Consider the following 22,108-nt stretch of genomic DNA (forward strand, 5'->3'; position numbering starts at 1 on the left):
CAACGGCTGGAACTCTAGGTTGGTTTCGAAAGCATCGTCATCCCGGCTTTCGCCGGGATGACGGAATAGGTCAGCCGGCCAGCACCGCCGCGAACGCCTTCACCGCCGCTTCCTCGTCCCCGCCCCATACGGCGTTGGAAACCGCCAGGAAGTCCGCGCCTGCCTTTACCAGCGGCGCGGCGTTGTCCGGCGTGATCCCGCCGATCGCGACACAGGGCAGCTCGAACAGTGCCGACCACCAGCTCAGGATCACCGGCTCGGGCCGGTGATTGGTTTCCTTGGTCGTGGTCGGATAGAAGGCGCCGAACGCGACATAGTCGGCGCCGGCCTCACCCGCTTCCATCGCCAGGTGGCGGCTGTCATGGCAGGTCACCCCGATCTGCACCTGCGGGCCCAGCACCGCGCGCGCCTCGCGCGGATCGCCGTCGCCCTGCCCTAGATGCACGCCGTCGGCATCCAGTCGCTTCGCCAGGCTGACATCGTCATTGACGATGAACGCCACGTCCGCATCCGCGCAGATCCTGCGCAGCGGCTCGCCGAGACGCGCCGCCTCGTGCTGGTCGACGCCCTTCACCCGCAACTGGAAGGCCGCCACCGGCCCTGCGCCGAGCGCGCGCTTGAGCCGCTCCGGGAATGCCCCCGCCACATCGAGCGGCGAGATCAAATAGAGCTGGCACTTCGGGCGGCGCACGTCGCGCACGAACTGGTCGGCGAAATTCGGGTCGAGCGGCGGCAGGCCATCTTCATCAAGGTCGGTCATTCCGGCTGCCTTAGCGAAACCCGCCTGGCTGCACCACTGTCGATCGAAAGGGCGTGACAGCCCGTCCCGCGCCAAGGCAGGATCACTCCGATCAGCAGGCGAAAAGGGGGATTCGCATGTTCAGCATGTTCAAATGGCCGATCGGGCGCTGCGGCCGCGGCGCGATGTTCCTGTGGCTGGCACTCGGCAGCCTCGGCTTCTCGGCGATCAAGTTCTTCGCCTTCCAGCAGATCGACATCGGCGCGATCCAGTTCGGCTTCCGCTCCGGCGCGCTCACGCATCCGGCGGCCTTCCCGCTCTGGTATGTCGCGCTGGAGGCAGCTTTCGACCTGGCGCTGATCGTCGTCGCCATCGCCCGGCTCCACGACATCGGCAAGCCGGGCTGGTGGCTCCTCGGCTTCGTCGGGCTGGCAGGGCTCGCCGCCTTGCCGGGGTTGAGCATCCTCGTCGTCGTTGCGCTTGTCCTGTGGCTCGCGCTGCTGTTCTGGCCTGGCACCTTCGGTCCCAACGCCTACGGCCCGCACCCGCTCGGCTGGGAATCGCGCGAGCATTATGAGCGGCAGATGCGCGAGCTCCGCGAGCATGTCCCGCCGGGCAAGGCCTAGCCGCCGCGCACCATCGCCATCAGGAAGCCGTCCCAGCCCTTGTCGCCCACCGTCTGGATAGCGGTGGCGTCGAGGCGGGGCTCGGCGGAGACCGCATCGAACAGCGCCCGCGTGCCGATCACCCGCGGGTCGGCATTGTCGGGATCGAGGATGTTTCCCTCGCGGATCACATTGTCGACCAGGATCATGCCGCCCGGCCGGGTGAGCGCCAGCGCTGCTTCCAGATAGGCGACATTGCTCGGCTTGTCGGCATCGATGAAGACCAGGTCGAACGGCCCCTCGCCCGCCGCGACCATCGCCGCCAGCGTATCCACCGCGGACCCGACCCGAACCTCGCAGCGGTCCCCGATCCCGGCCCGTGCAAGATTGACCCGCGCTACCTCGGCATGATGCGGCTCCAGCTCCAGCGTTACCAGTTGCCCGTCCGCAGGTAGTGCCCGCGCGAGCCAGATCGTGGAATAGCCGCCCAGCGTGCCCACTTCGAGGATGCGCCGCGCGCCGGACATCCGCGCGAACAGCTCGAGCATCCTGCCCTGCGCGGCCGACACGTCGATTGGCGGCAGTCCGCCCGCCGCATTGGCCGCGAGCGCGCCCTCCAGCACCGGATCGTTACCCAGCAACTTCCCGGCGATATAGCCGTCCACTGCGGCCCAATCCTGCGTCATGCTCGCTTCCTTCATGCCGATTGCCGTTCCATCCTCGATGGCCCAAAGTCACGCCAATGGGGAGAGGGATGCGCGGATTCTGTCGAAGGGGCGTTCTAGCGGGCTCTTTCGCGCTGGCCGCCTGTGGGACGCCGGCGCCCGTGCCGAAGAAGTACCCGGCCCCAGTCCCCGCGGCGGAGCTGGCCCGCTTGCTCCCCGGGCACCTCATCCGTCTCTCACCCACGGCCCCTTGCGATTCGGGGCCGCTCAGCTTCCCTGCTCCGGGCAAGTTCCTCTGGTACAACGGCTTCGGAAACGCCTCCGGGACCTATCGCATCCTTGATGGCGCAATAGAGCTCGACGGCAAATGGGGCAGAAGACGCGATCAGGTCCGGATCCGCTTCGCCAGGGACGCGAAGGGGACGCTTCTCCACGCCTTCCCTCAAAACGAACTGCGCCCGGCCCAGCTCGATCCGATCAACGCCAGCACCCTGGCGACTGGCTGTTACTAGCGCCTAACCCCTTATGCCGGCGCCCGTCACCGGCCGCGTCTCGACATGCGTCTCGAACCCCGCGATCAGCGGCCGTCCCTTGGCGATCGCGTCGCGCACTGCCGGCAGCTTGAGCGAGTCAGCGTGGAACTGCTTCGTCTTCCAAACTTCGGTGATCCAGATGCCGTCGGCATCGCCTAGATCCTCGGCGATCAGATAGGCGATGCAACCCGGCATGTCGGCGGTGCCGCCGCTCAGCAGCGCGACCAGTTCGGCGCGCTTGCCCGGCTGCGCCTTGATCTTGCCGACCATCCCGTAAAGCTCTTCTTCCATCCGGAACTCCCTGGCCAGGGCAGGCGCGCCCAGCATCGCGAGCGCGAAGCCGGCCAAAACGGGTCTGCGGGCAATGGTCATGCCGCCACCCTAGCGGCTTCCAGCGCCGCGATGAAGGCCGCCGGATCATCGAAACGGTGCGCCACCGCCCGGATCGCCCTGCGCCGCCGTATGACCGGTTCGTCCAGCTCGACCAGCACATTCGGGTAGGCGATCAGACCGAGATTGAGCGCGTCGCGCCGCTTGATCTCGGCGCCCTCCCAGCTGGTGCGTATCGCGGAGACATGCGCCACCGGAACCTCGACCCCGGCGATATGGCCCGCCCGCAGGACCAGCCGCTCGCCATCCACCAGCACGGGCAGCCGCCGGAAGGAGCGGATCGCCCGCACCAGCCACACCACGCCCGCCAGGCTGACCAGCGTGACAGCCAGCGCCACCCGCCAGTCCCACAGAGCCAGCAGGAAATGGACGACCGCCAGCTCCAGCCCGGCCAGCGCGGCGAACACCGACATCATCGGCGCGAGGCTGCGATGATAGGGGTGTTCGCTCGCGGCCAAGCTTATTGCTCGCCCTTGTAGATGCCTACCAGCTTGTCGAGCATCGCCAGCGCCTCGGCGCGCGGACGCTGGAAGGTATTGCGCCCGATGATCGAGCCGTTGCCGCCGCCGTCACGGATGTCGATCGCATCCTGGTAGACCGCGTCGGCGCCCTTGGCCGCGCCGCCCGAGAAGACCACGATGCGGCGACCGTTGAAGCAGCTCTTCACGACATGCTTCACCCGGTCGGCCTGGCTCGACCAGTCGGTGCCTTCATACACCTTCTGCGCGTCCTTCTGCTCGATATGCGCGCTCGGCAGCTTCACCTTGATGATGTGCGCACCGAGCAGCGCCGCGATGTGCGCGGCATAGGCGCCGACGTCGAGCGCCAGCTCGCCGTCCTTGCTCAGCTTGCCGCCGCGCGGGTACGACCAGATCACCGTGGCGATGCCGACCGAAGCCGCTTCGGCGCGCAGTTCCTTGATCTCCTCGATCATCTCGAACACGTCTTCCGAGCCAGGATAGATGGTGAAGCCGATCGCGGCGCAGCCCAGCCGCAGCGCGTCGTCGACGCCGCCGGTCACCGCCTGGTTGTTGCTGGTCGCCCAGCTGTTCGAGCTGTTGACCTTCAGGATCGTCGGGATCTGGCCGGCAAAGGTGTCGGCGCCCGCCTCGATCATGCCCAGCGGCGCGGCATAGGCGGAAAGGCCCGCGTCGATCGCCAGCTGGTAGTGGTAGTGGGGATCATAGGCATCCGGGTTCACCGCGAAGCTGCGCGCAGGGCCATGCTCGAAGCCCTGGTCGACCGGCAGGATGATCAGCTTGCCCGTGCCGCCCAGCTTGCCCTGCATCAGGATGCGGGCGAGGTTCGCCTTCACGCCGGGATTGTCGGATTCATAGTTCGCTAGAATGGCTTTTACGGCCGGCGTGATCGACATCTGTATCCCCTTGCATATCTGGTGTTGGGGAGCCCCTATCGCCCGGATTTGCAGGCGAAAAGCCTGACAACGCTGCCACCGTGCAAGCTTTTCTGCAAGCGGCGATGAGCGGTTCCGATCCCGCGCTTGACGGCGCCGTGGGCCGGAGACAGCATGGCCTCGGCTAGAGGGGGAAAAGCCATGGGGATTTCTGCACTTTGCGCGCGGCTGGCGCTTGCCGCGCTGCCATTCTCGCTGCTCGGGGCCGCACCGGCGCCGGCGCCCATGGTCGCAGCCGTCAAGGTCGGCCAGCCCGCCCCGCCCTTCACGCTCCGGCTGATCCGCGGCGGCAACAAGGTCTCGCTCGACGAGCTCCGCGGCAACGTCATCGTCCTGAACTTCTGGGCAACCTGGTGCGCGCCCTGCCGCAAGGAGCTGCCGACGCTCGATCGCTATTATGAGCTGCGCAAGGATGCCGGGCTGCGCGTCTACGCCGTCGCCACGGAAGATTCGTTGCCGGTCTATCAGCTCAAGAAGCTGTTCGACGTGATGCACATCGATCCGGTGCGCTCGATCAAGGGGCCGTATGACGTGGTGGGGAACGCCGTGCCGACCAACATCATCATCGATCGCAACGGCGTCGTCCGCTACGCCAAGGCCGCGGCGCTAGACCTCGACCGGCTGAACGAACTGCTCGTGCCGCTGCTCAACGAGAAAGTGAAATAGCCCGGGCGGGGACGCCGCAGGGCGCCCCCAGGGCCGGTTTCAGCCTGCCAGCGCGGCGACGCCGGGCAGCTCCTTGCCTTCCATCCATTCGAGGAAGGCGCCGCCCGCGGTCGAGACGAAGGTGAAATCCCCCGAGACGCCGGCCTGGTTGAGCGCCGCCACGGTGTCACCGCCACCGGCGACCGAGACGAGCTGGCCTTCCTTGGTCAGCGCCGCGGCGGTCTTCGCCAGCGACACCGTCGCGGTGTCGAAAGGCGGGGTCTCGAACGCACCGAGCGGGCCGTTCCACACCAGGGTGCGGCAGGTCTTGAGTACGTCGGCAAGCGCTTCCGTAGCCGCCGGGCCGATGTCGAGGATCATCTCATCGGCCGCGACTTCGTGGACGTTGACCGTGCGCAGGCTCGGCGGGTTCGCCGCGAACTCCTTCGCCACCACCACGTCATAGGGCAGGTGCACGGTGCAGTTGGCGCGGTCGGCCGCGTCGAGGATCTCCTCGGCGGTGCCGGTGAGGTCATGCTCGCACAGCGACTTGCCGACATCGACGCCGCGCGCCGCGAGGAAGGTGTTGGCCATGCCGCCGCCGATGATCAGGTGATCGACCTTCTCGACCAGGTGGCGCAGCACGTCGAGCTTCGACGAGACCTTGGCGCCGCCGACCACCGCCGCGACCGGATGCTCGGGATTGCCGAGCGCCTTGTCGAGCGCGTCGAGCTCGTCTTCCATCTGGCGACCGGCAAAGGCAGGCAGCTTGTGGGCCAGGCCCTCGGTCGAGGCATGGGCGCGGTGCGCAGCCGAGAAGGCGTCGTTGACGTACAGATCGCCCAGCGACGCAAGCGCCGCGATCGTCTCCGGCGCGTTCTTCTCCTCGCCGGCGTCGAAGCGGGTGTTCTCGAGCAGAGCGATATCGCCCTCGCCCATCGCCGCGACTGCTTCGGCCGCGCCATCGGTGTCGATGAAGCGGACTTCGCGGCCGAGCACATGACTGAACGGCTGGGTGACGAGCGACAGGCTCATCTCCGGATTGCGCTGTCCCTTGGGCCGGCCGAAATGCGCGAGGACGATAACCTTCGCGCCCTTGTCCGCCAGCTCGGCGACGGTCTGCACCGCAGCGCGCAGCCGGGTGTCGTCGGTCACCTGGCCATCGGCCATCGGCACGTTCAGGTCCTCGCGGACCAGCACGCGCTTGCCGGCGATATCGCCCATGTCGTCGAGCGTCTTGAAGGGGCGGGTCATGTTCTTCCTCGCGGTTGGTCGTTGATGCGGGGGGCAAACATGGCCTCCCCTCCCACCGTCACCCTGAACTTGTTTCAGGGTCCAACTCTCCACGAACGATACCGTTTGAGGCGTGTTGGATGCTGAAACAAGTTCAGCATGACGGCAGGTGTTGAGGGCAGTCCTTAGCCCAGCTTCGCCATCGCGGTGGCCGTGTCGACCATGCGGTTCGAGAAGCCCCACTCATTGTCGTACCAGCTGACGACGCGCACCAGCTTGCCGTCGATCACCGCGGTCTCCAGGCTGTCGACGGTCGACGAAGCCGGGGTGTGGACGATGTCGATCGAGACCAGCGGCTCGTCGGAGAAGAGCAGGATGCCCTTGAGCGGGCCTTCTTCCGACGCCGCCTTCAGGATCGCGTTCACTTCCTCGACGCTGGTATCGCGCTTCGGGGTGAAGGTCAGGTCGACCAGGCTGCCGTCCGGAACCGGAACGCGGATCGCCGAGCCGTCCAGCTTGCCCTTCAGCTCCGGCAGCACCTCGCCCACGGCGCGCGCGGCGCCGGTGGTGGTCGGGATGATGCTCATCGCGGCGGCGCGCGCACGACGCAGGTCCGGGTGGATCTGGTCGAGGATCTTCTGGTCGTTGGTATAGGCGTGGACCGTGGTCATCAGGCCGCGCTCGATGCCGACGGTATCGTTCAGCACCTTCGCGACCGGCGCCAGGCAGTTGGTGGTGCACGACGCGTTGGAGACGATCGTGTGGCCGGCCTCCAGCTTGTCATGGTTCACGCCGTAGACGACGGTCAGGTCGACATTCTTGCCCGGAGCCGAGATCAGCACCTTCTTGGCGCCGGCGTCGATGTGCTTCTGGGCCGAAGCGCGGTCGGTGAAGAAGCCCGTGCACTCCAGCACCAGCTCCACGCCGTTCTCGGCGTGCGGCAGGTTGGCGGGATCGCGCTCCTTGGTCACCTTGATGCGGGTGCCGTCGATGATCAGGTCGTCGCCCTCGGCGGTGACGGTGCCCGGATACTTGCCGTGCACGCTGTCGCGCGAGAAGAGCCACGCATTCGACTTGGCATCGGCCAGGTCGTTGATCGTGACGAGCTCGAGCCCGCTATCCGGACGCTCCAGGATCGCGCGCGCGACCAGTCGACCGATGCGCCCGAACCCGTTGATCGCAACCTTCGTCATGCCTGTTCTCCGTTCAACTTTTCGACGATCTGCGGAACGATGGCTCCCGCAGTGAGCCCGAAATGCTCGTAGAGCTTCAGATAGGGGCCCGAGGCGCCAAATCCATCCACCCCAAAGTTCAATCCATCAATGCCGGTATAGCGCTCCCAGCCCAGCGTCGTGCCGGCCTCGATCGAGACCTTGAGCGCATGCGCCGGCAGCAGGTCGCGCTTGTACTGTGCGTCCTGCGCATCGAAGCGCTCCCAGCACGGCATCGAGACGACGTCGGCGCCGATGCCCTGGGCTTCCAGCTCATCACGCACGGCGACGGCGATCTCGACTTCCGAGCCGCTGGCGATCAGCACCACCTGGCGCGGCGCCTCAGCCTCGCGGATCGCATAGGCACCACGCGCCGAGCGGTTTTCGCCGGCCTCGAGGCGCAGCTGCGGCAGGTTCTGGCGGCTGAGCGCGAGCAGGCCCGGGCCGTCCGCGCGCTGAAGCGCCAGTTCCCAGCACTCGGCGGTCTCGACCACGTCGCACGGGCGATAGACGTCGAGGTTGGGGATCAGGCGCAGGCTGGTCAGGTGCTCCACCGGCTGGTGGGTAGGGCCGTCCTCGCCCAGGCCGATCGAGTCGTGCGTCATCACATAGATCACGCGCGCCTGCTGCAGCGCCGACAGGCGGATCGCCGCGCGGGCATAGTCCGCGAACACCAGGAAGGTGCCGCCATAAGGGATCACGCCGCCATGCAGCGCCATGCCGTTCATCGCCGCCGACATGCCGAACTCGCGGATGCCGTAATAGACATAGCGGCTGGCGTAGTTGTCGGCGTTGAACGCGCCCAGGCCCTTGGTCAGGGTGTTGTTCGAGCCGGTCAGGTCGGCAGAGCCGCCGACCGTGTCGGGGATCTGCGCGTTGATCGCCTCGAGCGCCATTTCGCTCGCCTTGCGCGTCGCAACCTTCTGCGGCGCGTCGATCAGGCCCTGGATATGATCCGAGAGCGAGAACCAGGCCGGCAGCTCGCCGCGCATCCGGCGCTCGAACTCGGCGCGGTCCTCATGCGCCGCGAGGCGCTGCTTCCACTCCGCATGCGGCGTTGCACCGCGCTTGCCGGCTTCCAGCCAGGTCTCGCGGATATCGCCCGGGATCTCGAAAGCCGGGTGGTTCCAGCCCAGCGTCACGCGAGCAGCGGCGACTTCGTCGGCGCCCAGCGGCGAGCCGTGCACCTTGGACGAGCCTTGCTTGTTCGGCGCACCGAAGCCGATGATCGTGCGGCACTTGACCAGCGACGGCAGCTCGCTGGCGATCGCCTCGTCGAAGGCGCGGGCGATGTCGGCGGCGTCATGGCCGTCGCACTCGACGACCTGCCAGCCCGATGCGCGGTAGCGCGCCGGGATGTCCTCGCTCGACGAGAGCGACACCGCGCCGTCGATCGTGATCTTGTTATCGTCCCACAGCACGATCAGCTTGCCGAGCTTCAGATGCCCGGCGAGACCGACCGCCTCATGGTTGATGCCTTCCATCAGGCAGCCGTCGCCGGCGATCACCCAGGTGCGGTGATCGACCAGGTCGTCGCCATAGACGGCGTTGAGGTGGCGCTCGGCGGCGGCGAAGCCCACGGCCATCGCAAGGCCCTGGCCGAGCGGACCGGTGGTGCACTCTACGCCTTCCAGCTCGAAATTCTCCGGGTGGCCGGCGCAGGGGCTGCCGATCTGGCGGAAGTCGCGGATGTCCTGCAGCGTCGGGCGGGCATAGCCGGTCAGGTGCAGCAGCGAATATTGCAGCATCGAGCCATGGCCGGCCGAGAGCACGAAGCGATCACGGTCCGCCCATTTCGGATCGGCCGGGTCGTACTTCAGGTAATTCTGGAACAGCACGGTGGCGACGTCGGCCATGCCCATCGGCATGCCCGGATGCCCCGAATTGGCCGCCTCCACGGCGTCCATCGACAATGCCCGGATGGCATTGGCGCAGTCGGTGAAGCTTGCGGTCACTTGGAGTCCCCTGATGCTGGCGCGGACGCCTTTGGTGCCCTTGCGGGCCCACGTCAACCGCCTCGGCACTGCGAAACCGTGCAGGACTCGAACCGGCGCTGCTTCGCTTCAGCTCGGCGAACCCGTCATGGAACCGGTGCCATTCAGGGGTTGCGAGGTTCGGATGGGGTGCGTAACGCTTGGATATGGCAAGTACGCCCGCCGATCGTATCGAACAGGCCCTCGTCCGCATCGAGAAAGCCGCTGCAGCGCGGGCCTATGCCTGCGAACGCATCACCCAGCGCCACGCCAAGCTGCGGTCCCGCATCGAGGATGCGGTGTCGTCGCTCGACGCGCTGATCGCGCGTGAAACTCAGGCGGACCAGGACTGATGGCCGATATCGATATTTCCGTCGCCGGCCGCAGCTATTCGGTCGCGACCCGCGAAGGCGACGAAGCCCATATCCGCCACCTTGAGTCGATCCTGCAGCGCCACGCCGACACGGCACTACGGGCGTCGGGCGGGCTCAATGCTGAGCGCACTTTGGTCTATCTGTCACTGATCCTCGCCGACCTGCTCGACGAGACCGAGCGCAACCCGCCGGAAGGCGTATCTCCGGTGCTGCTCGAGCGCATCGCCGACCGGCTCGAGGCCGTGGCTGCCGCGCTCGAGGAAGACGCCAGCGAGGCGTAACCCTTCAACCCGCACGGTTCCACGGCGAAAGCCGGGGAAAGAAGTACCTCGTAACCCGTTGCGGACACCCGCCCCGCCCCCTATATCCGTAGGCGGCGGGCACTGCCCGGTACGAGCCTTGCAATTATCCCTGAGGCTATTCATCTTCCATGGGGGCTGTCCCTGTGCGGATCCTGGTCCGCGGCACATGGTCCCCACCTGACGTAACGGGCGTCGGAGGATATTCTGGCAAACGGCCATGGCGGTCCCGCCACCGCTCCCCTACACTGTCGGCATGATCGACAAGCTAGCCCTTCGGGCGCAGCTCCGTGCGGAGCGTGACGCCTTCGCCATTGAAGCGAGCGAGGCGATCCTCGCCCCCGAGCATTTCATCGAGCATCTCCAGCCGGGCATGACGGTCGCCACCTATGTCGCGATCGGCAGCGAGGCGGATCCCACCCAGCTCGCCGCCGCGGCCGCCCAGGCTGGCTGCACGCTTGCCCTGCCCTTCGTCGTCGGCCGCGCCGAGCCGCTGCGCTTCCTCGCCTGGCGGATGGGCGAGCCTCTGGTCGATGGTCCCTTCGGCCTGCGCCAGCCCCAGGCAGACAGCCCGGAAGTCGCCCCGGACGTGATCCTCACCCCGCTGGTCGGCTTCGATGCGCGGCTCAATCGACTCGGCCAGGGCGCCGCCCATTATGACCGCGCCTTCGCCCGCTATCCCGATGCCTGGCGCGTCGGCGTGGCCTGGTCGGTCCAGGAAGTGCCTGCCATCCCCAGCGACATCTGGGACGTACCGCTGAATGCGGTGATTACCGAGAAAGGCATGACGTGGCACGCGGAAGCATAGAGCCGAGCTGGCGCAAGCCCGCCGGCGCGCTGGGCATCGTCGCCTGGGTCTTCGCCTGGGTGATCCTGGTCGCCAGCTTCTCGGGCTGGATCGGCCGGCTGCACATCCTCGCCCAGCTGCCGATCTACGTCGTCACCGGAATCATCTGGATCCTGCCGCTCGGCGGCGTACTCCGCTGGATGGAAACCGGTCGCTGGCGGCGCGCCTGAGCGTCCATCAGGCGTTCTGGTCTCAAACGGGAAGAGGTGAGTCACCGCCATCGGTGGCGGGAGGGGCCATGCGATGCATGGCGCGAGTGACGGGGCTCGAACCCGCGACCTCCGGCGTGACAGGCCGGCGCTCTAACCAACTGAGCTACACCCGCATCTGCGTGTGAGAGAAGACCGCTCCCCGTATCCAATCGTCCGGTCGAAGCACGCACGGGGCGCACCCTGACAGTCAGACCATGGGGAATGGCGCGAGTGACGGGGCTCGAACCCGCGACCTCCGGCGTGACAGGCCGGCGCTCTAACCAACTGAGCTACACCCGCTCTCTCGAAGCGAGGAGGCGGGCACTAGACGCGACTTTTGGGGGTGTCAACCGGATTGGTCGCGACTTTTTCGCCGCAGCGGTCGATTATCCACAGGATCGTTCACCAAGGTGCCGTGCTCGAACAGGAAACCGGCGATATCCGGCTTGCCCGCGGCGTTGACCACGGTCTGGATGATGATGAGCAGCGGCACCGCGAGCAGTGCGCCGGTGGTGCCCCACACCCAGCCCCAGAAGCTCAGCGAGATCAGGATCATGATCGGGCTGATCGTCAGGCGGTGACCGACCACCAGCGGGGTCACGACATTCGCCTCGATCAGGTGGCAGGCGATCATCACGATCGGCGGCACGAACGCCCAGCCCAGGTCCGGGAAGGTCATCAGCCCGCCCATGGCCAGCAGCAGCGCGGCGAATACCGGGCCGAAATAGGGGATATAGTTGAGCAGCGCGACGATGCCGCCCCACATCAGCGGGGTCGGCATGCCGATCGCCCAGAGCACGCCGGCGACGATCAGGCCCAGCGTCATGTTGATCACCGTGATCGTGCCGAGATAGGCCGAGGTATCGTCGACCACGTCCTGGATCACCCGCGCGGTCGCCATCGCGCCGCCGAAGCTCGCCCGGCTGGTGATCGCGTTTCGGCGCAGGCGGGTCCAGCCGGAGAGGAAGAAGTAGATGACGAGGATGGCGAAGAACATCTCGACCAGCGCCGACGGGGCCGAGGTGGCGAACAGGTCGATCAGCGAACGCGGCGGCGTGGCCGCCATCACCTCGGGCTGCTTCATCGGCGCCGAGGCGAAGTTCATCACCGTCTTGTTCACGAACGAATCGAGATTCGCATAGAATTCGATCAGCGGCTTCAGGTTTTCCTGGATCTGCGGGATCTTGGCGGGCAGGTCTCGAATCCACTGCCATGCCGGAACGACGATCGATGCCAGCGCGACATTCGCCGCGATCAGAAACAGCAGCACGCAGATGAACGCCGCGATCGGCGCCGGCAGCCGGTGCCGTTCCAGCCATTCGAGCAGCGGCACGAGCGCGATCGCGATCACCAGCGCGGTGGTGAGCGGCAGGAAGAACACCGCGCCCGCCTGCAGTGCGAACGGCAGCGCGAGCACCAGCCCGAGCCCGGCGATCAGCGTCAGCGCGGCCATAAGCCGATCGCGCTTCTGCCCGTCGCCCATGCTCTCCTGGGTGGACGGCCCGAGCAGCGGCGCCCGTGCCGGCCCCGAGGGAAGTCCCTCGTCCATGGGTTCGCCGCCAATGCTGCCCGAACGATCGTCCACTTCTGCCCTTCCCTTTCGCTCCGGTAACCCTAGCGCTTCGCTCGTCTTTCGTCATCCCATGCACGGCATTGTTCCCCGGCGAAAGCCGGGGCCCGGGGTTTCTGTGCTGCTTCCCCGGCGCCCCCGGGCCCGACTTCCGCGGCGGAATAGCATGCTTCCAACCGTCGAGACCCTCCGCTAGCCTCGCGCGATGGGCGAGAACATCCTGGTCCTCGACGAGGGCACCACTTCCACCCGCGCGATGCTGTTCGCGCCGTCGGGCAAGTGCCTGGGCAGCCACAGTGCCGAGCTCACCCAGCATTATCCGGGGCCCGGCCTGGTCGAGCATGATGCCAATGAGATCTGGCGGCGCACCCTCGAATGCGCCCATGCCATGGTCCGCGAGGCCGGCGGCGCGGACCGGATCGCGGCGATCGGCATCACCAACCAGCGCGAGACGATCGTCTTCTGGGACAAGACGACGGGAGAGCCCCTCGCCCCTGCCATCGTCTGGCAGGACCGCCGCAGCGCCGCGATGTGCCGTGCCTGGCGCGATGCCGGCGAGGAGCCGGGCGTGCAGGCCCGCACCGGCCTGCTGCTCGATCCCTATTTCTCCGGCACCAAGATCGCCTGGGCGATGCACCACTGGCCCCAGCTCAAGGGCGTGGGCAACCGCCTCGCCATTGGCACGATCGAGAGCTGGCTGGTCTGGAAGCTCACCGGCGGCCTCCATATCACCGACGCCACCAATGCCTCGCGCACCCTGCTGATGGGCCTCGGCTCGGGCGGCTGGAGCGACAGCTCGCTGGAGATGTTCTCCACTCCGCGCGATGCGCTGCCCGAGATTGTCGATTGCGCAGGCCGGTTCGGCTCCACGCGCCTCTTCGGCGGCGAGATCCCGATCTGCGGCCTTGCCGGCGACCAGCAGGCCGCGACGATCGGCCAGGCCTGCCTCGAGCGCGGCGACACCAAGGCGACCTATGGCACCGGCGCCTTCGTTCTCACCAATGCCGGCACCGCCCCGCCCTCCTCCAGGAACCGCCTCCTCGCCACCGTGCTGTGGCAGCTCGGCGGGCGGCGCACCTATGCGATCGAAGGCTCGGTGTTCGTCGCCGGCAGCCTGGTCCAGTGGCTGCGCGATTCGGTGCAACTGATCGAAAACGCGCAGGATACCGAGCCGCTGGCACGCTCGGTGAAGGACAATGGCGGCGTCTATCTCGTCCCCGCTTTGTCCGGCCTTGGCGCGCCCTGGTGGGAGCCGGAGGCGCGCGCATCGATCTCCGGCCTCAGCTTCGCCGCTACCCGCGCCCATATCGTCCGGGCCGCGCTGGAAGCGATGGCGCACCAGAGCCACGACCTGAAGACCGCCTTCGCCGCGGACGGTGCCGACTGGTCGCGACTGCGCATCGACGGCGGCATGGTCACCAACGACTGGATCGCCCAGGACCTGGCGGACATCCTCGCCATCCCGGTCGACCGTCCCGACTTTGCCGAGACCACCGCTCTGGGCGCCGCGATGCTGGCGGGCATCGGCTGTGGCATGTTCAGTCGCCTGGAGGACGCCACGAAGATGCGCGGCGCGGGGCTGACATTCGAGCCGAAGCTGGATGCTGAAAGCCGCAAAGCCCGCCTCATGGGGTGGCGCCAGGCCGTCCTCGCCGTCGTCACCCCCGCAAGAGTGGAGTGAGGACGGGGGCACCTACCCCAGGAACAGCTTCACATAGTCTTCCACCGGGCGGCGCAGCAGCGTCTCGTTGACGAAGAACGGGATCGATCCCTTGTCCCACCGCCCAATCCGCACGCCAGCGGCGCGACCGCGCTCGAACGCAGCCTCTGCCGCCGCCTGCGGCATTTCGAGCCGATAGATGTTGGACGCGTCGGGGTTCGCCACGCGCTTGACCTTGCCGCTGTGCTCAAGCGCGGTGAACAGCGTCTCTGCAACGCCGTGCGCCTTGGCGATGCGCTCGGGGAAATGCTGCAGTCCGTCAAGCGCGAGCAAGGCTGGTGCCCAGCCCTGGTAGATCAGCCCGCCATAGAGGTGCCGCCACTCGCGCGCGCTGGCGATCGTCGCCGCCGGTCCCGCCAGCACCGCTCCGAACGGTGCGCCCAGATATTTGTAGAGCGAGACATAGACCGTCTCGAACGGCGCGACATAGGCGGCTCGGTCGATCGAGGGCGGCGCAAGCAGCAATCGCGCGGCATCCAGGTGCATCCGCGTGCCATGCGCCGCCGCGAGCGCCGCGATCTCGGCGATCCGCTTCGACGGGATCAGTCCGCCCTCGAGCCGGCGCACCGGGCTCTCGAGCGAGATCGCCCCCACCTTGAGCGCGTACGGCCCCTTCTCCGCGGCATCGAACGCCGCGACCAGTTCCTCCTGCGTCGGCGTCACCTTCCCCGCGTCCAGCGGCACCAGGTTGATGCCGGCCATGCGCTGCGCCATGTTGCTTTCGTCGCGATAGAGATGGCTGTCCTGCTGGCAGAGCGCATGCGGCGCATCGCCGCACAGCACCCGCAGCGCGACATTGTTGGCCAGCGTGCCGGTGGGGAAGAAGGCACAGGCCTCCTTGCCCAGATGGGCAGCGAACGCCTTTTCCAGCGCCTCGACCGCGCCGCCGTTCAGATAGCCGTCGCGCACCGATCCGCTGCCCGCCAGCTCCGCCAGCCGCGCCGACATCGCAACCGGATCGGGCGGCGCGGAATCGCCGACCAGCCAGACGCTGTGCGCATCGACTGGCGGAAAGGCCGGCGCGGACTGCCACAAGCCCGCCGCTCGGGCGAGCTGCGGCATGGTCAGTGCTGCGGCAGTGGCACCGAAAAACGCCCTGCGGTCGATGTGCATCCGTAGGTCTCCCTTTCGGATGCCGAGCTTAGCGCGCGCCGCCCTTTCGGCCAGCGCTATTGCGCCTCAGGCCGCGGTCTCGCCCACGAACAGCTCGCGCAGGTCCTTCTTCAGGATCTTGCCATTGGCGTTGCGCGGCAGGGTGTCCGCCACGAAGCGCACCTGCACCGGCACCTTGAACCCTGCCAGCCGGGCGCGGACGAAGTCCTGCAGCTCCGCCTCGCTCGCATTGGTGCCCGGCGCCAGATGGACTACCGCCACCGGCTCCTCGCCCAGCGTCTTGTGCGGCACGCCGATCAGCGCGGCGTCCATCACGCCGGGGAAGGCGTAGAGCACGTCCTCGACTTCGCTCGAATAGATGTTCTCGCCGCCGCGGATGATGATGTCCTTCGCCCGGTCGACGATGTAGAGGAACCCCTCCTCGTCGAGCCGCGCCAGGTCGCCGGTGCGCACCCAGCCGTCGACAAAGGTCTCCGCCGTCGCCTCGGGCTTGTTCCAATAGCCCTTCACGATCATCGGCCCCTTGGCCCAGAGCTCGCCGACTTCGCCAATGGGAAGTTCGCGATCGCCCTCGACGGTCATGATCTTGAGGTCCGCCGTCGCGACCGGCTGGCCGGCGCTGGTCGGGCGGGTCAGGTAATCCTCGCCGCTATGCTGGGTCACCGTCGCCATCGTCTCGGTCATCCCCCAGCCATTGCCGGGGAGCGCGCCGAACTCCTCATAGATGCGCTTGACGAGCTCGGGCGCCGAGGGCGCGCCGCCATAGGAGATCGCCTCCAGGCTGGAGAGGTCGTATTTCTCGCGCGCCGGATGCTCGAGCAGCTGCCAGGCGATCGTCGGCACGCCGCCGGTGAAGGTCACCTTCTCGCGCTCGATGATCGCCATCGCCTTCTCGGCGTCCCAGCGGCGCATGAACACCACCGTCTGCCCCGTGGCGATGCCGCCCATCAGCGCCGCGCTGCACGCGGTGACGTGGAACAGCGGAATGACCAGCAGCCCCACCTTGTGCGGGATCATCGCCGGCGGCATCTCGCCCCGGCGCAGCATCGCCCTGGCCGCGCTGTACCCGCTCGACAGGATGTTGGTGCAGATGTTGCGGTGCGTGCCCAGCGCGCCCTTGGGGTTCCCCGTCGTGCCGCTGGTATAGAAGATCGTCGCGTCGTCCTCGGGCGTCACCGCCACCTGCGGGAAGGGAATATCGGGCAGGCTCGCCCAGTCATGCCGCGTGCCGATCAGCACCTCGAGCCGGCTGGCATTGCCGTCCAGCTCTTCGTCGCAGCGGCTCACCACCACCCGCTCCAGGTCGGGCAGCCGCACGTAGCAGTCCTTCAGCCGGGCATGCCGCTCGGCATCGACGAACAGCACCTTGGATCCCGAATCCTTCATGCCGTATTCGAGCTCGCCACCCGTCCACCAGGCGTTCAGCGGCACGATGATCGCCCCCAGGCTGGTCGCAGCGAAGAAGATCGTCGGCCATTCGGGCAGGTTGCGCATGGCGAGCGCGACACGGTCGCCCTTCCCCACGCCCATCTCGCTCAGCTTCTGCGCCAGATGGCACACCGCCCGGTAGTTCGCGTCATAGGTGACGCGCTCGTCCTCATAGACGGTGAACACCCGGTCGCCATAGAGCCGCGCCAGCTGCGCCAGCACGCCCAGGGTGGGCGGCGCGCCCTTCCACACCCGCGTCGGCACGCCGCGGATTTCCACCTCGTCCATCTCGAAGCGCTGGCCCGGAGCGGTCAGTGCCCCCTTCACCTGCTCCAGCGACATGGCAGGCCAGTTGGGGTCGAGCGGCACGATCGGTTCGGGGGCCAAGGCGATTCTCTCCAAATCTATGTGCGTTATGTTTCTAGAATGTTGGGTTTGGCATCGGATGCCGTACCGTAAACAACGTTAGTGTTGATTCATCGCGCGCTCAAGGCAATAGGGGAAGCGTGTCCTTGAGAAGACGCGAGTCATCGCTTTCGAATGAGAGGTATGCCAGCCGCATGAAGATTGCCAAGCCCGAAAACCACGGTTTCGATGCGGTCCGGCTGGCGCGGATCGATGCCTATGTGAAAGCGCGCTACCTCGACTCGGGCAAGCTGCCCCATGCCCAGATCCTGATCGCCCGGGGCGGCGAGATCGTCCATTTCTCGCATCAGGGTGCCGCCCGCGAAGGCGGCGCGGCCGTCGACCAGACCACGATCTTCCGTATCGCCTCGATGACCAAGCCGGTCACCAGCCTCGCCTTCATGATGCTGGTCGAAGAGGGCAAGGTCGCGCTCGACACGCCCGTCCACCACGTCCTGCCCGAGTTCAAGAATCTCGGCGTGTTCAAGGCGGGTGGCGGCGGCGTGCCCTTCCAGACGATCCCCACCGGCGAGCCGATGCGGATGGTCGACCTGCTCCGCCACACTTCGGGCCTGACCTACAGCTTCCAGAACCGCACCAACATCGATGCCGCCTATCGCGAAGGCAAGATCGAGAACTGGCACGGCAATCTGACGCTCGACGAGTTCGTCGCGGCGCTGGGGCGGATCCCGCTCGAATTCTCGCCCGGCACCGAGTGGAACTACTCGGTCTCCACCGACGTGCTCGGCGCCGTGGTCGAGCGTGTCTCCGGCATGGGCCTTGCCGACTTTTTCGAGCAGCGCATCTTCGCGCCGCTTGGCATGCACGACACGGGCTTCACCGTGCCGGCGGAGAAGACCGATCGCCTCGCCGATTGCTGGACGATGGTCCAGGGCAAGGGCCGGGTGATGTACGATCGCGGCGCCGAAAGCGCCTGGTCGAAGGCGCCGCGCCTCGTCTCGGGCGGCGGCGGCCTCGTCTCCACCGCGCTCGACTATCACCGCTTCTGCACCTTCTTCCTGAACAAGGGCGAGCTGGACGGCACAAGGCTGGTCAGCCGCAAGACGGTCGACCTGATGACGGTCAACCATCTGCCCGGCAGCGGCGATCTCGCCAGCCTGTCCAAGTCGCTGTTCAGCGAGACGACCAACGCCGGCACCGGCTTCGGCCTGGGCTTCGCCGTCACCACCGATGTCGCGAAGACGCTGATGCCCGGCTCGGCCGGCGAGTTCTACTGGGGCGGCATGTTCTCGACCGCCTTCTTCATCGATCCCGTCGAGCGCATCTCGATGGTCTTCATGACGCAGCTTTCCCCGTCCATGCTCTACCCGATCCGGCGCGAGCTGAAGACGATGATCTATTCCGCTTTGAACGACTGAACTTATCCGTTGGAGACTAGAATGACCTCCCCCATCACCACCACCCGCCAGGGCGACGTCCTGGTCATCACCTCGGACAATCCGCCGGTGAACGCGCTCGGCGCGGCGGTCCGCCAGGGCATCCAGGCGGGCATCCAGGAAGCGAAGAACGACGACAGCATCAAGGCCGTCGTCATCACCTGCGCGGGCAAGACCTTCTTCGCCGGCGCCGACATCACCGAGTTCGGCAAGCCGATGCAGGAGCCGTCGCTCCCCGTGCTGGTCGATGAGATCGAAGCGCTCGACAAGCCGGTGATCTCGGCCGTGCACGGCACCGCGCTCGGCGGCGGCTGCGAAGTCGCCCTCGCCTCGCACTATCGCATCGCCGTCCCCTCGGCGAAGTTCGGCCTACCCGAAGTCAAGCTCGGCATCCTGCCCGGCGCCGGCGGCACCCAGCGCATGCCGCGCGTCGCGGGCGTCGAAGTCGCGCTCGAAATGGCGACCAAGGGCGATCCGATCTCGGCCGAGCAGGCCAAGGCCGCCGGCCTGGTCGACCGCCTCGCGACCGAGGGCAATCTCGTCGCCGATGCGGTCGCCTTCGCACAGGAAGTGATCGGCAAGCCGGTCTCGCGCTCCTCCGAGCGCCCGGTCACCGTTGACGCCGCCGTGTTCGAGGCGTTCCGCGCCAAGAACGCCAAGCGCTTCCGCGGCATGGACGCGCCGAACACGATCCTCGACCTGATCGAGCAGACCGCCGGCAAGCCCTATGCCGAGGGCGTCCAGGCCGAGCGCATGGGCTTCATGAAGCTGATCATGGGCACTCAGTCCGCCGCGCTGCGCCACATCTTCTTTGCCGAGCGCAAGGCCGCGAAGATCGACGGTATCGCCGAGGACATTGCTCTCCGCGACATCAAGCGCGTCGGCGTAATCGGCGCCGGCACGATGGGCGGCGGCATCTCGATGAACTTCCTCAGCGCTGGTGTTCCCGTCACCATCGTCGAGATGGCCCAGGAAGCGCTCGATCGCGGCACCGGCGTGATCCGCAAGAATTACGAGGCAACCGCCGCCAAGGGCCGCATGACCGCCAAGCAGGTGGAAGGCGCGATGGGCCTGCTCAACCCGACGCTCGATTTCGACGCGCTCGGTGAGTGCGACCTGATCATCGAGGCCGTCTATGAGAATATGGACGTCAAGAAGGACATCTTCGGCAAGCTGGACAAGATCGCCAAGCCGGGTGCCATCCTCGCCTCGAACACCAGCTACCTCAACATCGACGAGATCGCCGCGGCCACCTCGCGTCCGCAGGACGTGCTCGGCCTGCACTTCTTCTCGCCGGCGAACGTGATGAAGCTGCTTGAGATCGTCCGCGGCGCCAAGACCGCCGACGACGTGCTCGCCACTGCCATGGCCGTGTCGAAGAAGATCAAGAAGGTCGCTGTCATCGCCGGCGTCTGCTACGGCTTCATCGGCAACCGCATGCTGATGCCGCGCCAGGTCGAGGCCAACAAGATGCTGCTCGAAGGCGCCACGCCCGAGCAGATCGACAAGGTCCATGTCGCTTTCGGCATGCCGATGGGTCCGTTCCAGATGGCCGATCTCGCTGGCGTCGATATCGGCTGGCATCGCGACCCGAACCGGATCGAGAACATCCGCGACGCGCTCGCCGCCGAAGGCCGCTGGGGCCAGAAGAAGAGCGCCGGCTTCTATGACTATGACGAGAAGCGCACCCCCTCGAACTCGCCGCGCGTCGCCGAGCTGATCGCCGAGTGGCGTGACAAGCTGGGTGTCGAGCAGCACGAGATCACCGAGGAGGAGATCGTCGTCCGCACGCTCTACACCATGGTCAATGAAGGCGCACTGATCCTCGCCGAGAAGATGGCCCAGCGCGCGTCGGACATCGATGTCGTCTGGGTGTACGGCTATGGCTGGCCCCCGTACCGCGGCGGCCCGATGTTCTGGGCCGACACCGAGGGTCTCAAGAAGATCGTCGAGGGCCTCGAGAAGTACGGCTTCGAAGTCGCTCCCCTGCTCCGCGAAAAGGCGGAAAAGGGCGAGAAGTTCAACAAGTGAAATAACTTAAATCCTCCCCCCGGAGGGGGAGGTGGCAGCCGAAGGCTGACGGAGGGGTAGCGAGCCACAAGTGGCAAAGCCCGCGGAGACTACCCCTCCACCGCTTCGCGGTCCCCCTCCCCCTCCGGGGGAGGATTTGGAGAGGATGAATGGCAGAGGATCTGGAAACCTTCCGCGCCGAAACCCGCGCCTGGCTGGAGGAAAACTGCCCGGCCGAGATGCGCACTCCGCCCAAGTCGGAGAAGGAAACCACCTGGGGCGGCCGCAATCCCGAATATGCGCATCCGGACCAGAAGGTCTGGCTCGATCGCATGGCCGCGCGCGGCTGGACCGTGCCCGACTGGCCCAGCGCCTATGGCGGCGGCGGCCTGAGCGCGGCCGAGACCAAGATCCTCCGCGAGGAGCTCAAGCGCATCAAGGCGCGCAATCCGCTCAACTCGTTCGGCATCTCGATGCTCGGCCCGGCGCTGCTGAAGTACGGCACCGAGGAACAGAAGCTCGAACATCTCCCGAAGATTGCACGCGGCGAAATCCGCTGGTGCCAGGGCTATTCGGAGCCCAATGCCGGCTCGGATCTGGCGGGACTGCAAACTTCCGCGGATGATGCGGGTGATCATTTCGTCGTCAACGGCCAGAAGGTCTGGACCAGCTATGCCGACAAGGCCGACTGGATCTTCTGCCTCGTCCGCACCGACAAGACGGTCAAGCAGGCGGGCATCAGCTTCCTGCTGTTCGACATGGCGTCGCCCGGCGTCAGCACCAAGCCGATCCTGCTGATCTCGGGCAATTCGCCCTTCTGCGAGACCTTCTTCGACAATGTCGAGGTGCCCAAGGCCAATTTGCTCGGCACGCTCAACAAGGGCTGGGACGTCGCCAAATACCTGCTCGGCCATGAGCGCGAGATGATCTCGGGATTCGGCCTGGGCGGTGCCGGCAAGGACCCGCTGGTGGAAAGCGCGCGCAAGGGCGTCGATCCGATCCTGCGCGCCCAGATCGCGCTGTTCGAAGTCCGCTCCAAGGCCTTCTCGGCGATGTCCGAGAAGTTCATCGACGAGCTCAAGGCCGGCCAGGCGCACCCCGCCCAGCCCTCGATGATGAAATATTACGGCACCGAGCTGAACAAGACCCGCCACGAGCTCCAGATGGCCGCCGGCGGCAGCGACGCGCTCGAATGGGAGAGCGCGGACTCGCACCAGGGCGCCGCAGCCCGGTCATGGCTCCGCACCAAGGCCAATTCGATCGAGGGCGGCACTAGCGAGATCCAGCTCAACATCATCGCCAAGCGGATCCTGGATTTGCCGAGCTGACCAAATTCCCTCTCCCAT

Annotated in this window: 22 protein-coding genes and 2 tRNA genes; 11 read left to right on the forward strand and 13 right to left on the reverse strand. The window is 66.8% G+C overall.

Annotated features, from left to right (window positions below; genetic code table 11):
• Positions 1–70: 70 nt before the first annotated feature.
• Positions 71–760 (reverse strand): thiamine phosphate synthase, encoded by a 690-nt coding sequence (gene thiE / locus AAHM44_RS10390; RefSeq protein WP_269575253.1) that lies wholly within the window; start codon positions 758–760, stop codon positions 71–73.
• 116 nt (positions 761–876) lie between these two features.
• Between thiE and AAHM44_RS10395 the strand changes: the two genes are divergently transcribed.
• Entirely contained in the window at positions 877–1,365 is a 489-nt protein-coding gene (locus AAHM44_RS10395; protein ID WP_342249921.1) for a DUF805 domain-containing protein, read from the forward strand.
• Here the strand turns inward: AAHM44_RS10395 and AAHM44_RS10400 are convergent.
• The gene (locus AAHM44_RS10400) at positions 1,362–2,030 is read right to left on the reverse strand and encodes an O-methyltransferase (RefSeq protein WP_342249922.1); all 669 of its coding nucleotides are present in this window, start codon (positions 2,028–2,030) and stop codon (positions 1,362–1,364) included. The genes AAHM44_RS10395 and AAHM44_RS10400 overlap by 4 nt on opposite strands.
• A 188-nt stretch (positions 2,031–2,218) precedes the next feature.
• Between AAHM44_RS10400 and AAHM44_RS10405 the strand changes: the two genes are divergently transcribed.
• Positions 2,219–2,521 carry a hypothetical protein gene (locus AAHM44_RS10405; RefSeq protein WP_342249923.1) on the forward strand — a complete coding sequence of 101 codons (303 nt, stop codon included), beginning with the start codon at positions 2,219–2,221 and terminating at the stop codon, positions 2,519–2,521.
• A gap of 3 nt (positions 2,522–2,524) precedes the next feature.
• Here AAHM44_RS10405 and AAHM44_RS10410 read toward each other — a convergent pair whose 3' ends face one another.
• Genes AAHM44_RS10410 through AAHM44_RS10420 form a run of 3 tightly spaced genes read right to left on the reverse strand, consistent with a single transcriptional unit; the run spans position 2,525 to position 4,307 of the window.
• Entirely contained in the window at positions 2,525–2,914 is a 390-nt protein-coding gene (locus AAHM44_RS10410; RefSeq protein WP_269575250.1) for a putative quinol monooxygenase, read from the reverse strand.
• Positions 2,911–3,390: a hypothetical protein gene (locus tag AAHM44_RS10415; RefSeq protein WP_342249924.1), complete on the reverse strand. Its 480-nt coding sequence runs from the start codon at positions 3,388–3,390 to the stop codon at positions 2,911–2,913. The genes AAHM44_RS10410 and AAHM44_RS10415 overlap by 4 nt, the downstream gene beginning before the upstream one ends.
• A gap of 2 nt (positions 3,391–3,392) precedes the next feature.
• Complete coding sequence (locus tag AAHM44_RS10420) at positions 3,393–4,307, reverse strand: class I fructose-bisphosphate aldolase (protein ID WP_269575248.1); 915 nt, start codon at positions 4,305–4,307, stop codon at positions 3,393–3,395.
• A 180-nt stretch (positions 4,308–4,487) separates the two neighbouring features.
• On the opposite strand from AAHM44_RS10420, the gene AAHM44_RS10425 reads away from it, so the two are divergent.
• Positions 4,488–5,012, forward strand: coding sequence for a TlpA family protein disulfide reductase (locus AAHM44_RS10425; RefSeq protein WP_446745981.1), 525 nt, complete (start codon positions 4,488–4,490; stop codon positions 5,010–5,012).
• 39 nt (positions 5,013–5,051) lie between these two features.
• Here the strand turns inward: AAHM44_RS10425 and AAHM44_RS10430 are convergent, their stop codons facing one another.
• From AAHM44_RS10430 to tkt, 3 genes are all read right to left on the reverse strand, one after another.
• The gene (locus AAHM44_RS10430; protein ID WP_342249925.1) at positions 5,052–6,245 is read right to left on the reverse strand and encodes a phosphoglycerate kinase; all 1,194 of its coding nucleotides are present in this window, start codon (positions 6,243–6,245) and stop codon (positions 5,052–5,054) included.
• A gap of 164 nt (positions 6,246–6,409) precedes the next feature.
• Positions 6,410–7,417 (reverse strand): type I glyceraldehyde-3-phosphate dehydrogenase, encoded by a 1,008-nt coding sequence (gap, locus tag AAHM44_RS10435; protein ID WP_184166449.1) that lies wholly within the window; start codon positions 7,415–7,417, stop codon positions 6,410–6,412.
• A complete protein-coding gene (tkt, locus tag AAHM44_RS10440; protein WP_342249926.1) occupies positions 7,414–9,390 on the reverse strand; it encodes a transketolase in 1,977 nt (658 codons plus the stop codon). The genes gap and tkt overlap by 4 nt, the downstream gene beginning before the upstream one ends.
• Before the next feature lie 185 nt (positions 9,391–9,575).
• Here tkt and AAHM44_RS10445 point away from each other — a divergent pair, with 185 nt between their 5' ends.
• The 4 genes from AAHM44_RS10445 to AAHM44_RS10460 all read left to right on the forward strand — a co-directional run bounded on the left by AAHM44_RS10445 (position 9,576) and on the right by AAHM44_RS10460 (position 11,098).
• Positions 9,576–9,761: a hypothetical protein gene (locus AAHM44_RS10445; protein WP_184166455.1), complete on the forward strand. Its 186-nt coding sequence runs from the start codon at positions 9,576–9,578 to the stop codon at positions 9,759–9,761.
• Positions 9,761–10,063, forward strand: coding sequence for a cell division protein ZapA (locus AAHM44_RS10450; protein WP_184166458.1), 303 nt, complete (start codon positions 9,761–9,763; stop codon positions 10,061–10,063). The genes AAHM44_RS10445 and AAHM44_RS10450 overlap by 1 nt, the downstream gene beginning before the upstream one ends.
• Before the next feature lie 274 nt (positions 10,064–10,337).
• Positions 10,338–10,889 (forward strand): 5-formyltetrahydrofolate cyclo-ligase, encoded by a 552-nt coding sequence (locus tag AAHM44_RS10455; RefSeq protein WP_269575246.1) that lies wholly within the window; start codon positions 10,338–10,340, stop codon positions 10,887–10,889.
• On the forward strand, positions 10,871–11,098 hold the full coding sequence (locus AAHM44_RS10460) for a DUF2842 domain-containing protein (RefSeq protein ID WP_269575245.1): 228 nt from the start codon (positions 10,871–10,873) through the stop codon (positions 11,096–11,098). The genes AAHM44_RS10455 and AAHM44_RS10460 overlap by 19 nt, the downstream gene beginning before the upstream one ends.
• A 78-nt stretch (positions 11,099–11,176) precedes the next feature.
• Here AAHM44_RS10460 and AAHM44_RS10465 read toward each other — a convergent pair.
• The 3 genes from AAHM44_RS10465 to AAHM44_RS10475 form a co-directional block, all read right to left on the reverse strand.
• Positions 11,177–11,253: transfer RNA gene (locus tag AAHM44_RS10465), tRNA-Asp, on the reverse strand.
• 89 nt (positions 11,254–11,342) lie between these two features.
• Positions 11,343–11,419: transfer RNA gene (locus AAHM44_RS10470), tRNA-Asp, on the reverse strand.
• Between the two features lie 46 nt (positions 11,420–11,465).
• Positions 11,466–12,668, reverse strand: a complete 1,203-nt coding sequence (locus AAHM44_RS10475) for an AI-2E family transporter (protein WP_446745982.1) — start codon at positions 12,666–12,668, stop codon at positions 11,466–11,468.
• 226 nt (positions 12,669–12,894) lie between these two features.
• On the opposite strand from AAHM44_RS10475, the gene AAHM44_RS10480 reads away from it, so the two are divergent.
• A complete protein-coding gene (locus tag AAHM44_RS10480; RefSeq protein WP_342249927.1) occupies positions 12,895–14,370 on the forward strand; it encodes a glycerol kinase in 1,476 nt (491 codons plus the stop codon).
• Positions 14,371–14,382: 12 nt separating this feature from the next.
• Here AAHM44_RS10480 and AAHM44_RS10485 read toward each other — a convergent pair whose 3' ends face one another.
• Complete coding sequence (locus AAHM44_RS10485) at positions 14,383–15,522, reverse strand: threonine aldolase family protein (protein WP_342249928.1); 1,140 nt, start codon at positions 15,520–15,522, stop codon at positions 14,383–14,385.
• Between the two features lie 66 nt (positions 15,523–15,588).
• The gene (locus tag AAHM44_RS10490) at positions 15,589–17,292 is read right to left on the reverse strand and encodes a class I adenylate-forming enzyme family protein (RefSeq protein WP_342249936.1); all 1,704 of its coding nucleotides are present in this window, start codon (positions 17,290–17,292) and stop codon (positions 15,589–15,591) included.
• 218 nt (positions 17,293–17,510) lie between these two features.
• On the opposite strand from AAHM44_RS10490, the gene AAHM44_RS10495 reads away from it, so the two are divergent.
• The 3 genes from AAHM44_RS10495 to AAHM44_RS10505 all read left to right on the forward strand — a co-directional run bounded on the left by AAHM44_RS10495 (position 17,511) and on the right by AAHM44_RS10505 (position 22,090).
• Positions 17,511–18,734: a serine hydrolase domain-containing protein gene (locus tag AAHM44_RS10495; protein WP_342249929.1), complete on the forward strand. Its 1,224-nt coding sequence runs from the start codon at positions 17,511–17,513 to the stop codon at positions 18,732–18,734.
• Positions 18,735–18,755: 21 nt separating this feature from the next.
• Complete coding sequence (locus AAHM44_RS10500) at positions 18,756–20,783, forward strand: 3-hydroxyacyl-CoA dehydrogenase NAD-binding domain-containing protein (protein WP_342249930.1); 2,028 nt, start codon at positions 18,756–18,758, stop codon at positions 20,781–20,783.
• Between the two features lie 149 nt (positions 20,784–20,932).
• The gene (locus AAHM44_RS10505; RefSeq protein WP_342249931.1) at positions 20,933–22,090 is read left to right on the forward strand and encodes an acyl-CoA dehydrogenase family protein; all 1,158 of its coding nucleotides are present in this window, start codon (positions 20,933–20,935) and stop codon (positions 22,088–22,090) included.
• Positions 22,091–22,108 lie beyond the last annotated feature (18 nt).

The sequence above is a fragment of the Sphingomonas sp. OTU376 genome (assembly GCF_038440415.1).
GTDB classification, from domain to species: Bacteria; Pseudomonadota; Alphaproteobacteria; order Sphingomonadales; family Sphingomonadaceae; genus Sphingomonas; species Sphingomonas kyeonggiensis_A.